Here is a 12554-nt window from a genome sequence, read left to right as displayed (position 1 = left end):
GGGCGATCCGAATCTCTAGATGGGCCGGCGAAGACGCCGGCCGAAGGGAAAGCGATGGGTAGGACACTTGCGGAGAAGGTCTGGGACGACCATGTCGTCAGGCGCGCCGAGGGCGAGCCGGATCTCCTCTTCATCGATCTGCACCTGCTGCACGAGGTGACCAGCCCGCAGGCCTTCGACGGCCTCCGCAAGAGCGGCCGCCAGGTACGGCGGCTCGACCTCACCATCGCCACCGAGGACCACAACACCCCGACCCTCGACATCGACAAGCCGATCGCGGACCCGGTCTCCCGGGTCCAGCTGGAGACGCTGCGCAAGAACTGCGCGGACTTCGGCGTACGGCTGCACCCGCTCGGCGACGTCGAGCAGGGCGTCGTCCACGTGGTGGGACCGCAGCTGGGCCTGACCCAGCCCGGCACCACCGTGGTCTGCGGCGACAGCCACACCTCCACGCACGGCGCGTTCGGCGCGCTGGCCTTCGGCATCGGTACGTCGCAGGTGGAGCACGTCCTGGCCACCCAGACGCTGCCGATGGCACCCCCGAAGACCATGGCGATCACGGTCGAGGGCGAACTGCCGGCCGACGTAACCGCCAAGGACCTGATCCTGGCGATCATCGCGAAGATCGGCACCGGCGGCGGTCAGGGTTACGTGCTCGAGTACCGCGGCTCCGCCATCGAGAAGCTCTCGATGGAGGCCCGGATGACCATCTGCAACATGTCGATCGAGGCCGGCGCGCGCGCGGGCATGATCGCTCCCGACAAGACCACCTTCGACTACCTCCAGGGCCGTGCGCACGCCCCGCAGGGCGAGGACTGGGACGCCGCCGTCGCCTACTGGCAGACGCTGCGCACCGACGACGACGCCGTCTTCGACGCGGAGGTCGTCATCGACGCCGCCGCACTGGCGCCGTTCGTCACCTGGGGCACCAACCCGGGCCAGGGGGCGCCGCTGTCGGCGAACGTCCCCGACCCTGCTTCGTACGAAGACCCTTCGGAGCGCTTCGCCGCCGAAAAGGCCTTGGAGTACATGGGGTTGACCGCGGGACAGCCGCTGCGCGACATCAAGGTCGACACCGTCTTCGTAGGTTCATGCACCAACGGCCGCATCGAGGACCTGCGGGCCGCGGCCGCGCTGATGGACGGCCGTAAAGTCGCCGACGGCGTACGGATGCTGATCGTCCCGGGCTCCGTACGGGTCGCACTCCAGGCCATCGAGGAGGGTCTGGACAAGGTGTTCACCGCCGCCGGGGCCGAATGGCGGCACGCGGGCTGCTCGATGTGCCTGGGCATGAACCCCGACCAGCTGGCCCCCGGTGAACGCTCCGCGTCCACCTCCAACCGCAACTTCGAGGGCAGGCAGGGCAAGGGCGGCCGCACCCACCTGGTGTCGCCGCAGGTGGCCGCCGCGACGGCGGTGCTGGGCCACCTGGCCGCGCCCGTCGACCTGTCCGACGTTCCGACGCTCGTGGAGGCCTGATCACCATGGCCATGGAAGCTTTCACCGCACACACCGGCCGGGCCGTTCCGCTGCGCCGCAGCAACGTCGACACCGACCAGATCATCCCGGCCCACTGGCTGAAGAAGGTCACCCGCGACGGCTTCGAGGACGGGCTCTTCGAGGCCTGGCGCAAGGACCCGGAGTTCGTCCTCAACCGCCCCGAGCGGGAAGGTGCCACGGTTCTGGTGGCGGGTCCCGACTTCGGCACCGGCTCCTCCCGCGAGCACGCCGTGTGGGCCCTGCAGAACTACGGCTTCAAGGCCGTGATCTCGTCGCGGTTCGCGGACATCTTCCGCGGCAACTCGCTCAAGAACGGCCTGCTGACCGTCGTACTGGACCAGAAGGTCGTCGACGCGCTCTGGGACCTCGTCGAAGCGGACCCCGCGGCCGAGATCACCGTGGACCTCCAGGACCGCCAGGTGCGGGCCGAAGGCATTACGGCTGATTTTGAGCTTGACGAGAACGCCCGCTGGAGGTTGCTGAACGGTCTGGACGACATCAGCATCACCCTCCAGAACGAGCCCGACATCGCGGCTTACGAGGCCCGCAGGCCGTCGTTCAAGCCGAGCACGGTGCAGGTCTGACGCCTTCCCGTCACTCTGTTGCCCCCTGCCGTCCACGGCGGGGGGCAACAGCACGTTTCGGCCCCAACTCCCGTGGTAGAAGCCGGATATGGGGTGGGTGCGGATCATGACCGAGGGGCCTTCTGGAGGCTCCAATTCCACTAGTTGCCCCCGCCGGAGGCGACAACTCGCCCCAGATGGCACAATCGGTGCATGGAACGCGACAGCCAACTCGAGCTCTACGAGGCGGTCGCGAACCGGTTGAAAGAAGCACACACAGCGGTGCGCACACTGCAAGTCCCGGAGGGCGTACGGATGGCGCTGACCCGGAAGCTGCTGGTCATAACGGCCGCGGCGAAACACGATCTCGCCGGCGCGGCAAGACGCCTGGACAGGTTGATGAAGGACCTCGACGAGGGTCGATTCCCTGAAGGCGACTGAGACCTGTGGAACTCCCGCAAGGTCTACTTCGTTGCGGCACTAGGGTGATTAGCCCGTTTCGTGTTTGATTTGCGGTATATATCTGCCTAACGTGCGAAAAAGCTTGAACACATTCGTTCTGGCAATGTCTCCGAAGGGGAAGACGTGAACAAGGCGCAGCTCGTAGAAGCGATTGCAGACAAGGTCGGCGGCCGTCAGCAGGCCGCGGACGCGGTCGACGCGGTACTCGACGCGATCGTCCGTGCAGTGGTCGCCGGCGACCGTGTTTCGGTCACCGGCTTCGGATCGTTCGAGAAGGTCGACCGTCCGGCCCGTTACGCCCGCAACCCGCAGACGGGCGAGCGGGTGCGGGTCAAGAAGACCTCGGTTCCGCGCTTCCGCGCCGGTCAGGGTTTCAAGGACCTGGTCAGCGGCTCGAAGAAGCTCCCCAAGGGCGGCGAGGTCGCCGTCAAGAAGGCCCCCAAGGGCAGCCTTTCGGGTCCTCCCCCCACCATCGCCAAGTCCGCGACCAAGAAGGCCGCCACCAAGAGGGCGTCCGCCGCGGCGAAGAAGGCCACCCCCGCGAAGAAGGCCACCCCCGCGAAGAAGACCACCGCGACGGCGAAGAAGGCCACCCCGGCCAAGAAGGCCACCCCCGCGAAGAAGACCACCGCGACGGCGAAGAAGGCCACCCCGGCCAAGAAGGCCACGGGCACCGCCAAGAAGGCCACGCCGACGGCCGCCAAGAAGACCGCGCCGGCCAAGAAGGCCACCGCGAAGAAGGCGCCCGCCAAGAAGGCCACGGCGCGCAAGACCACCGCCAAGAAGACCGCTGCCGGGAAGTAGGAGCAGCAGAGCAAGGACTCACGCGCCGGGCCGGGCTCCCTACGGGGAGCCCGGCCCGCGGTGTGTCCCGGGGCGCACCGGGCCGGGCCCGGGGAACCCGGCGGTCCGGGGACCGTCAGAACGTCTGCAGGGTCACCAGGGTGATGCGCAGCGCCGCTCCCTCGCCGTCCCCCTCGATGCGCACCCGCTGCCCGGGACGCAGCAGCCGCAGACCGCCCGCGTCGAAGGCCTTGGCGTCGAAGTCCACCGGGGTGCCGTCGTCGAGCAGCACACTGCCGCTGCGGGTCTCGGAGTCGTACGTGTACGCGGTCGCCTGCATGACCGCAGCGTATCGGCCGGTGACCGCCGCGCTCAGCCGGGCCGTGCGCGGACCCACGCCGAGTGTCACGGCCGCCCGCAGATCGTCGCCCGTGTCCACGTCCCGGCGTACGGAATCGACTCCGGCGAGAGGTATTTCCCTGGCCCCGGATGCCGAATGGCGGGCGCGCGAAGGGCCGCCGAAGAACGGCGACAATTCCACCCCCGGGGCGGCGGAAAGCAGCGTTGTGCCGATTCCGGCCGCGTCCGACAGAAATGCGCGCGGAAATGCGGCGGCGTATTCGAGCACCTGCCGCAATTCGGCGGGCCGCAGGGCCGGCAGATCGGCATTCAGTGCCGCGACGGCGGCGCGGGGCCGCAGCGCCCGTACCGCGCGCGCCCCGTGCGCCAGCGCCGCGTTGAGGCCCGCCGCCGGGGTGTCCGGCGCGATGCGCGCACCGAGGGCGGCCAGGGCGGCGCCCGCGGGGGCGTCGTCCGTGACGACCACCACATCCCGTACGGCGGAGCAGGCCAGCGCGGCGGCCACGGTGTCCTCGGCGAAGGCCAGGGCGAGCCGTCGGCGCAACGTGTCGCCCGCCGTGGGAGAGAGCCTGCTCTTGGCCAGCGACAAGGGTTTCAGAGGGACGACCAGGGACCAGAAGGCGGTCCGGAGCGTGTTCAGTGGCCTGCCCTCCGTCCAGTGAGCGTCGGCCCCCATTGTGGCCTGCGCGTACGGCGGGCAGGGGGTCCGGGGCCCTGTCCGGGGCGTACGGTGTTCTCGACAGACAGGGGACCTGGAGCGACACTTGTGCGGCTGACCAGGCGCGTACGTACAAGCAGCCCGGTCTTAGAGGAAGGTGTCCGAGTGTCCCGCCGCAGAATCGGCTTCTGGTACCGCCTGGCGGCGGTCATCGCCAAACCGCCGCTGGTGGTGCTGTTCAAGCGGGACTGGCGCGGAATGGAGAACATTCCGGCCGAGGGCGGATTCATCACCGCGGTCAATCACAACTCGTACCTGGACCCGCTCTCCTACGGGCACTTCCAGTACAACACCGGACGCGTTCCGCGGCTGCTGGCCAAGGCGGCCCTCTTCAAGACCCCCTTCGTCGGCATGATGCTGCGCGGTACGGGCCAGATCCCCGTCTACCGCGAGACCACCAACGCACTCGACGCCTTCCGCGCGGCGGTCGCCGCCATCGAGCGCGGCGAATGCGTCGCCTTCTACCCCGAAGGCACGCTCACCCGCGACCCCGACATGTGGCCGATGGCGGGAAAGACCGGAGCGGCGCGCGTGGCCCTCATGACGAAGGCCCCCGTCATCCCGGTCGCCCAGTGGGGCGCCAACCTGGCGATGCCGCCGTACGCCAAGGAGAACAGGCTTCAGCTCTTCCCGCGCAAGACGCTTCAGGTGCAGGCGGGTCCGCCGGTCGACCTGGACCGGTTCTACGACAAGGAACCGACGCCCGAGGTGCTGCGCGAGGCGACCGAGACCATCATGTCCGCCATCACCCGGCAGCTCGCCGAGCTGCGCGGCGAGCCCGTGCCCGCCGAGCCGTACGACCACCGCAGGGCCCGCGCGCAGCAGCGCCGAAAGGCTGAGGGAGAGAGCGCAAAGTGACACGCCAGCCGGTCAGGGCGGCCGTATTCGGAACAGGCTCCTGGGGCACGGCCTTCGGCATGGTGCTGGCCGACGCGGGCTGCGAGGTGACCCTCTGGGGCCGCCGCTCCGAAGTCGCCGACGCCATCAACAACGGCCGTACGAACCCCGGCTATTTCCCGGGCGTCGAGCTGCCCGGCGCGATGCGCGCCACCACCGACCCGGCCGAGGCCGCCGAGGGCGCCGACTTCACGGTGCTCGCCGTCCCCTCGCAGACACTGCGCGCCAACCTCGCCGCGTGGGCACCGCTGCTGCCCGCCGACACCGTCCTCGTCTCCCTCATGAAGGGCGTCGAACTCGGCACCGCCAAGCGAATGAGCGAGGTGATCGAGGAGGTCGCCAAGGCACCGGCCGAGAGGGTCGCGGTGGTCACAGGGCCCAACCTCGCCAAGGAGATCGTGGCCAGGATGCCCGCCGCCGCGGTCGTCGCCTGCCGCGACGAATCGGTGGCCACCCGGCTCCAGTCCGTCTGCCACACCCCGTACTTCCGCCCGTACACCAACACCGACGTCGTCGGCTGCGAACTCGGCGGCGCGGTCAAGAACGTCATCGGCCTCGCCGTCGGCATCGCGGACGGCATGGGCCTGGGCGACAACGCCAAGGGCTCGCTCATCACCCGCGGCCTCGCCGAAACGACCCGCCTGGGCCTGGCGATGGGAGCCGACCCGCTGACCTTCGCCGGTCTCGCCGGCCTCGGGGACCTGGTCGCCACCTGCTCGTCGCCGCTCTCGCGCAACCACACCTTCGGCACCAACCTCGGCCGCGGAATGACGCTCGGGGAGACCATCGCGGTCACCAAGCAGACCGCGGAGGGCGTCAAATCGTGCGAGTCGGTGGCCGATCTGGCCCGCCGCCACGGCGTCGACATGCCGATCACGGACACGGTCGTCGACATCGTCCACCACGGGAAGCCGCCGATCGTGGCGCTGAAGGAGCTGATGTCACGCAGCGCCAAGTCCGAGCGCCGCTGACCCCTTCCCGCGGCACCTTTCGCGCCGCTTCGCTGGCTTCGAGACGCCGCGGTGGCCTGCGGTCACCGGCCCCGGGGAGCCGGGCAGCACGCCGCGCCCGCGCCCGCACTCCCCGGCACCGGATGTGCACGGTAGTCTCAACCCGATATGAGCAGCGAGAACCTCCCCCAGAGCCCTGCGCAGGAGTCCCGCAAGCCGCGGGTGGCCGTCGTCTTCGGCGGTCGCAGCTCCGAGCACGCCATCTCGGTCGTCACGGCCGGCGCCGTACTGCGGTCCATCGACCGGGAGAAGTACGACGTACTGCCGATCGGCATCACGACGGACGGCCGCTGGGCGCTGACCGCCGACGAGCCCGACCGGATGGCCATCGCCGACCGGACGCTGCCGAGCGTCGAGAACCTCGCCGAGTCGACCGAGGGCGGCGTGGTGCTCTCGGTCGATCCGAGCAGCCGCGAAGTCGTCTACAGCGAGCCGGGCTCGGTGCCCAAGGCGCTGGGCGAGGTCGACGTGGTCTTCCCCATGCTGCACGGCCCGTACGGCGAGGACGGCACCCTCCAAGGCCTCCTGGAGCTCTCCGGTGTCCCCTACGTCGGCTCCGGTGTGCTCGCCTCGGCCGTCGGCCAGGACAAGGAGTACATGAAGCGGGTGTTCCTCTCCTTCGGGCTGCCGGTCGGCCCGTACGAGGTCATCCGCCCCCGGGAGTGGGAAAACGATCCTTCCGCCGCCCGCAGGAAGATCGTCGACTTCGCCGGCGAGCACGGCTGGCCGCTCTTCGTGAAGCCCGCCCGCGGCGGCTCCTCGATGGGCATCACCAAGGTGGACGACCTGTCCGGCCTCGACGCGGCGATCGAGGAGGCGCAGCGCCACGACCCCAAGATCCTCGTCGAGTCGCTGCTGCGCGGCCGCGAGATTGAGTGCGGTGTGCTGGAGTTCGAGGACGGGCCGCGTGCGAGCGTGCCCGCCGAGATCCCGCCCGTCACGGCCCACGACTTCTACGACTTCGAGGCGAAGTACATCGACTCGGCGGCCGGTCTGGTGCCCGCGCCGCTGACCGAGGAGCAGACCGCCGAGGTGCGGCGGCTCGCGGTCGAGGCGTTCGACGCCGCGTCCTGCGAAGGTCTCGTACGGGCCGACTTCTTCCTGCTCGACAGCGGCGAGTTCGTCATCAACGAGATCAACACGATGCCGGGCTTCACGCCGATCTCCATGTACCCGCGGATGTGGCAGGAGACCGGGGTGTCCTACCCGGAGCTCGTCGACCGGCTGATCCAGGCCGCCCTGCGCCGCCCGACGGGACTGCGCTGACGGCGGGGGCCGGGCGGCAGCGCTAGAGGCTGTCCGGCACCGTCTTCTCCACCGGCCCCGCGAAGGCCGCCAACGGCGTGACGTCGTAGGCGTACTTCGCGGGGAACGTGACTTCGACGTACGCCTCGCGGTACGTGGTGGTGAACCGCGGGCCGCCGTCCTCCTGCCGTTCCAGCATCCAGTTGACGCCGTCCGCCTCCACCCCCTGCGCCTGCGGATCGCTCATCTTCTCCGGCCGGGGGACGCCGCAGCGCAGTACGATCGCCGGATCCCCCCATACGGCGGTGAGGTCCGACTCCGGGTCGGCGGTGCGCCGCTCCTGCCCGTCGACGGTCTCGGGCAGCTCACGGTGCAGCGCCCGGCACACCTCGACCTCTTGCGAGGACGGGGCGGGAACCGGGACCGCCACGGCACCGTCCGTGAAGGAGCAGCCGGATGCGGCAAGCAGCAGGGCGGCGGACGACAGCGACAGCAGCCGGCGGGAAGTGGTCACCGGCCAAGGGTAGACGGGGGCTAGAGGTGCACGACCGGGCAGGTCAGCGTGCGGGTGATGCCGTCCACTTGCTGGATCTTGGCGACCACCATGCGGCCGAGTTCGTCCACGGTGTCGGCCTGCGCGCGCACGATCACGTCGTAGGGTCCGGTCACGTCCTCTGCCTGGATCACTCCCGGAATCTTGCCGATGAGGTCGGCGACGGTCGACGCCTTGCCCACCTCGGTCTGAATGAGGATGTACGCCTGTACCACGGAACCTCCAGGGCGGCCACGAGGATCATGTGGGGGAAAGAGACGCCACCGTATCGCGTCGTCGCGGGCAGCGGGGAGACCTTCGCGGCCGTCGTCGTCCGGCGCGTGGCGTACGAAGATCAGAAGTTGACGTATGTGTTGACGGTACCTACAGCAGTGATGGCTCGCGACCGCAAGCGCACTGGGGCAGAAGGGGCACATCCATGAAGGGCACTGTGGGTGAACTGGGGGAGTTCGGGCTCATCGACAAGCTCACCTCCCGGCTCACCACCACCCCGGCGGTACGGCTGGGGCCCGGCGACGACGCCGCCGTCGTGGCCGCACCCGACCGGCGGGTCGTGGCGAGTACGGACATCCTGCTCGAGGGACGCCACTTCCGGCGCGACTGGTCGACGGCGTACGACGTGGGCCGCAAGGCCGCGGCCCAGAACCTCGCCGACATCGCCGCCATGGGCGCGGTTCCGACCGCGCTGCTCCTCGGCCTGGTCGTCCCCGCCGAGCTCCCGGTCAGCTGGCCGACCGAACTCATGGACGGCATCAGGGACGAATGCCAGGTCGCGGGCGCGGCCGTCGTCGGCGGCGACGTCGTACGCGGCGAGACCATCACCGTGGCGATCACCGCGCTCGGCGATCTGCGCAACCACGAACCAGTGACCCGGTCCGGCGCCCAGCCCGGCGATGTCGTCGCCGTCACCGGCTGGTTGGGCTGGTCGGCGGCCGGACTCGCGGTCCTCTCGCGCGGTTTCCGCTCGCCGCGCGCCTTCGTCGAGGCGCACCGGCGCCCCGAGCCGCCGTACCACGCCGGCCCCGCGGCGGCCGGGCTCGGAGCCACCGCCATGACCGACGTCAGTGACGGGCTCGTCGCCGACCTCGGGCACATCGCGCAGGCCAGCAAGGTCCGCATCGACCTGCGGTCCGGGCTCATCGACATCCCGAGCCAGATGTCGGACATCGGGCAGGCGGTGGGTGTGGACCCGCTCCAGTGGGTGCTGACCGGGGGAGAGGACCACGCCATCGTGGCGACGTTCCCGCCGGACACGAAGCTGCCCGCCCGCTGGAAGGTGATCGGCGAGGTCCTCAACCCGTCGGCGCTGCCGCAGGTGACGGTCGACGGGGCGCCCTGGACGAGCAAGGGCGGCTGGGACCACTTCGGGGACGATCACTTCGGCGACATCGAGACCGCCCCGTAGCCGGGGCGTACTAGATTCACAGGTATGCGAATACTTCCTTGCGTCCTCACCGTCGCCGGATCCGACTCCGGCGGCGGTGCGGGCATCCAGGCCGACCTCAAGACGATGCTGGCCCTCGGTGTGCACGGCATGAGCGTGCTCACCGCGGTGACGGCGCAGAACTCCCTGGGCGTGCAAGGCGTCTGGGACCTGCCGGTGGAGGCCGTACGGGCCCAGTACCGCAGCGTCGTCGACGACATCGGCGTACAGGCCGTGAAGACCGGGATGCTGTCCTCGGCCGAACTCGTCGGGACGGTCGCCGAACTGCTGGCCGGAACCGAGGCCCCGGTGGTCGTCGACCCGGTGGGCGTCTCCAAGCACGGCGACCCGCTGCTCGCCGCCTCGGCCCTCGAATCCGTGCGGACGAAGCTCCTGCCCACGGCGACCGTCGCCACCCCGAACCTCGACGAGGTGGCCCAGCTCACCGGCGTACGCGTCGAGTCCGAGGCCGGTCTGCGGCGGGCGGCCGGAGCGCTGCTCGAATTCGGGCCCCGCTGGGTGCTGGTCAAGGGCGGACACCTGCCGGGCGACGCGGTGGACCTCCTGACGGACGGCGCCGAGGAGCACTGGCTCCGCGCTCCCCGGCACGACAACCGGCACACCCACGGGACGGGCTGCACGCTGGCCTCCGCGATCGCCTCGGGCCTGGCGAAGGGGCTCGACGTGCCGCAGGCCGTGGCCGCCGCCAAGGAATACGTGACCGAGGCCATCGCCGCCGGGTTCGCGCTCGGTGCGGGGATCGGGCCGGTCGACCACGGCTGGCGACTCAGGAACAGCCAGGAGTAGCCCTTCGGCGCCTCCGGCAGGCCAGCGGGGCGCCGGGGCGCGTCCGGGCACAAAAAAGAACCGGCCCACCGCGAGGGTGAGCCGGTTCTTAAGCAACCAGCAGGTGGCCGCGCTTGGCGTTACGTCAGCGCGAGACCTTGCCGGCCTTGATGCACGAGGTACAGGCGTTGAGCCGCTTCGGCGTCCGACCGACCACTGCACGCACGCGCTGGATGTTGGGGTTCCAGCGACGGGACGTACGGCGGTGCGAGTGCGAAATGTTGTTGCCGAAGCCCGGCCCCTTGCCGCAGACGTCGCAGTTGGCAGCCACGGGTCACTCCAAAGACTTCAGATGCACTTACAGGGATCCCGGCATGCCGGGATCGAAGAATCGAGTGGCGTAGCCGGGGGAAAGTCCCGATTTTCATCGGGCAACCGGAGCAGCATACATCGGCTGCTCCCGTACAACGAAACTACCATGGCTCCCGGGCCCCCCGTCCGGTCCCCCGGCTCCGCCCCCGCCTCCTGCGCGGCGCATCGCGCGACTACCCTGCGGTGCAACCCGCTCTCAAGGAGGACGCCAGGTGCCGCAGACCCTCGACGCCGTCGCGGTACGCACCTGGTGCTCGCTGGCCCTGGAGGCGCTGGGCAGGGCCCGCGAGGAGATCGACGCGATCAACGTCTACCCGGTCGCGGACGGGGACACCGGCACCAACCTCTACCTGACCGTGGAATCCGCTACCCAGGCCGTCGAAGCGGTCTTCACCGCGCACGAGACCGTCACCGGCACCGCAGCCGCGCAGGCCTCGGGCCCCGCTCTCGCGGACGCGGTACGGGCGATGGCGCACGGCGCCCTCATCGGCGCCCGCGGCAACTCCGGAACCATCCTGGCGCAGCTGCTGCGCGGCATGGCACAGGTGCTGTCCGACGGCACCGCCGACGCCGACGGTCTGCGCCGCGCACTGCGCAGGGCCGCCGAATCGGCGTACCAGGCGGTCGCGCACCCCGTCGAAGGCACGGTCCTCACCGTCGCCACCGCCGCCGCCGAGGCCGCCGGGAGCACGGGCACCACCCCCGCCGAGGTGGCGCGCGCGGCGTACGAAGGGGCGCGCACCGCACTCGACGCGACCCCCCACCAGCTGGCCGTGCTCGGCCGCGCGGGCGTCGTCGACGCGGGCGGGCGGGGTCTGGTGGCCGTGCTCGGCGCCCTGGTCGAAGCGGTCTCGGGCGAGGCCGTCGCCGTACGCAAACGGGAAGCGCCCGCGCCGCTGCCCGCCGCCGACGGCTGCCCGGCGGACGTGGAGCGGGCGGACGCGGTGCCGGAGGGCGGCCCCGCCTTCGAGGTGATCTACCTCCTGGAGGCGGACGACGCGGCGGTGGCCCGGCTGCGGACCCGGCTCGACGGACTCGGGGACTCGCTCGTCGTCGTCGGCGGCGACGGCCTGTGGAACGTGCACGTGCACGTCGACGACGCGGGCGCCGCGGTGGAGGCGGGCGTCGAGGCCGGCCGGCCGTACCGGATCCGCATCACGCACTTCGCCGCCGACCGGATCGCGCCGCCCCGGGAACGCGTCCAGCGCGCGGTCGTCGCGGTCGTCCCCGGCGAAGGACTCGCGGGACTGTGCGCGGAGGCCGGCGCGACCACGGTGCTCGCGCGCCCGGGGGAGCCGCCCGCGAGCGGGGAACTGGCGGAGGCGGTCCGGCGCGCCCACGCGCGCGAGGTCGTCCTGCTGCCCAACGACGCCGACCTGCGGCACACCGCGGCCGCGGCGGCGGAACAGGTCCGTGCCGAAGGGATACGGGTCGCCCTCATCCCGACCCGCGCGGCGGTCCAGGGCATCGCGGCCCTCGCCGTCCACGAACCGGAGCGCCGCTTCGACGAGGACGTCGTCGCGATGACGTCGGCGGCCGGCGCCACCCGCTACGGCGAACTGACCGTCGCCGAACGCCAGTCCTGGACGATGGCCGGCATCTGCCAGGCCGGTGACGTGCTCGGTCTGATCGACGGCGACGTGGTCGTGATCGGCTCCGACCTGACGGCGGCGGCCCGCACGGTCCTGGACCGGATGCTGGCGGCGGGCGGCGAAATGGTCACCCTGGTCCTGGGGGAGGCGGCGCCGGAGGGACTGGCGGAGTACCTGGAGGCGCACGTCCGGGAGTCCCACCTGGCGGTGGACACGGTGACGTACGACGGCGGCCGCCAGTCGTCCCCCCTCCTGATCGGCGTCGAGTAGCGCTTTTCCCGCCCGCTCGG

13 protein-coding genes and 1 pseudogene are annotated in these 12554 nt (G+C 70.8%); 10 read left to right on the top strand and 4 right to left on the bottom strand.

Annotated elements, in window-relative coordinates; translation table 11 throughout:
• Nucleotides 1–54 precede the first annotated feature (54 nt).
• From leuC to BN1555_RS08700, 4 genes are all read left to right on the top strand, one after another.
• On the top strand, nucleotides 55–1479 hold the full coding sequence (leuC, locus tag BN1555_RS08715; RefSeq protein ID WP_093798841.1) for a 3-isopropylmalate dehydratase large subunit: 1425 nt from the start codon (nucleotides 55–57) through the stop codon (nucleotides 1477–1479).
• Nucleotides 1480–1490: 11 nt separating this feature from the next.
• Complete coding sequence (gene leuD / locus BN1555_RS08710) at nucleotides 1491–2084, top strand: 3-isopropylmalate dehydratase small subunit (RefSeq protein WP_093803283.1); 594 nt, start codon at nucleotides 1491–1493, stop codon at nucleotides 2082–2084.
• Between the two features lie 192 nt (nucleotides 2085–2276).
• Nucleotides 2277–2504, top strand: coding sequence for an SCO5555 family protein (locus tag BN1555_RS08705; protein ID WP_093798840.1), 228 nt, complete (start codon nucleotides 2277–2279; stop codon nucleotides 2502–2504).
• A gap of 144 nt (nucleotides 2505–2648) precedes the next feature.
• Nucleotides 2649–3329, top strand: a complete 681-nt coding sequence (locus tag BN1555_RS08700) for an HU family DNA-binding protein (RefSeq protein WP_093798839.1) — start codon at nucleotides 2649–2651, stop codon at nucleotides 3327–3329.
• A gap of 352 nt (nucleotides 3330–3681) precedes the next feature.
• On the opposite strand, the pseudogene cofC reads toward BN1555_RS08700, so the two are convergent.
• Nucleotides 3682–4344, bottom strand: a pseudogene (cofC, locus tag BN1555_RS08695) (2-phospho-L-lactate guanylyltransferase); the annotation flags it as partial.
• Between the two features lie 147 nt (nucleotides 4345–4491).
• On the opposite strand from cofC, the gene BN1555_RS08690 reads away from it, so the two are divergent.
• From BN1555_RS08690 to BN1555_RS08680, 3 genes are all read left to right on the top strand, one after another.
• A complete protein-coding gene (locus BN1555_RS08690; RefSeq protein WP_093798837.1) occupies nucleotides 4492–5244 on the top strand; it encodes a lysophospholipid acyltransferase family protein in 753 nt (250 codons plus the stop codon).
• Nucleotides 5241–6254 carry an NAD(P)H-dependent glycerol-3-phosphate dehydrogenase gene (locus BN1555_RS08685; RefSeq protein ID WP_093798836.1) on the top strand — a complete coding sequence of 338 codons (1014 nt, stop codon included), beginning with the start codon at nucleotides 5241–5243 and terminating at the stop codon, nucleotides 6252–6254. Before BN1555_RS08690 ends, BN1555_RS08685 begins: the two co-directional genes overlap by 4 nt.
• 147 nt (nucleotides 6255–6401) lie before the next feature.
• Entirely contained in the window at nucleotides 6402–7559 is a 1158-nt protein-coding gene (locus BN1555_RS08680) for a D-alanine--D-alanine ligase family protein (RefSeq protein ID WP_093798835.1), read from the top strand.
• A gap of 22 nt (nucleotides 7560–7581) precedes the next feature.
• On the opposite strand, the gene BN1555_RS08675 is transcribed toward BN1555_RS08680, so the two are convergent.
• Both BN1555_RS08675 and BN1555_RS08670 read right to left on the bottom strand, forming a co-directional pair.
• Nucleotides 7582–8052 carry a DUF3515 domain-containing protein gene (locus BN1555_RS08675; RefSeq protein ID WP_093798834.1) on the bottom strand — a complete coding sequence of 157 codons (471 nt, stop codon included), beginning with the start codon at nucleotides 8050–8052 and terminating at the stop codon, nucleotides 7582–7584.
• Nucleotides 8053–8072: 20 nt separating this feature from the next.
• Entirely contained in the window at nucleotides 8073–8306 is a 234-nt protein-coding gene (locus BN1555_RS08670; protein ID WP_093798833.1) for an Lrp/AsnC family transcriptional regulator, read from the bottom strand.
• Nucleotides 8307–8509: 203 nt separating this feature from the next.
• Here BN1555_RS08670 and BN1555_RS08665 point away from each other — a divergent pair, with 203 nt between their 5' ends.
• Complete coding sequence (locus tag BN1555_RS08665; protein ID WP_093798832.1) at nucleotides 8510–9496, top strand: thiamine-phosphate kinase; 987 nt, start codon at nucleotides 8510–8512, stop codon at nucleotides 9494–9496.
• A gap of 24 nt (nucleotides 9497–9520) precedes the next feature.
• Nucleotides 9521–10321 (top strand): bifunctional hydroxymethylpyrimidine kinase/phosphomethylpyrimidine kinase, encoded by an 801-nt coding sequence (gene thiD, locus BN1555_RS08660; RefSeq protein WP_176709996.1) that lies wholly within the window; start codon nucleotides 9521–9523, stop codon nucleotides 10319–10321.
• Between the two features lie 124 nt (nucleotides 10322–10445).
• Here the strand turns inward: thiD and rpmB are convergent, their stop codons facing one another.
• The gene (rpmB, locus tag BN1555_RS08655; RefSeq protein ID WP_093798831.1) at nucleotides 10446–10631 is read right to left on the bottom strand and encodes a 50S ribosomal protein L28; all 186 of its coding nucleotides are present in this window, start codon (nucleotides 10629–10631) and stop codon (nucleotides 10446–10448) included.
• A gap of 205 nt (nucleotides 10632–10836) precedes the next feature.
• Between rpmB and BN1555_RS08650 the strand changes: the two genes are divergently transcribed.
• Nucleotides 10837–12534, top strand: coding sequence for a DAK2 domain-containing protein (locus tag BN1555_RS08650; protein ID WP_176710258.1), 1698 nt, complete (start codon nucleotides 10837–10839; stop codon nucleotides 12532–12534).
• Nucleotides 12535–12554: the final 20 nt, after the last annotated feature.

This window comes from Streptomyces sp. Wb2n-11, from assembly GCF_001049855.1.
GTDB classification, from domain to species: domain Bacteria; phylum Actinomycetota; class Actinomycetes; order Streptomycetales; family Streptomycetaceae; genus Streptomyces; species Streptomyces altiplanensis.
The sequence above is the reverse complement of the archived record's forward strand: the minus strand, read 5'-3'. Positions and strand labels throughout refer to the sequence as shown.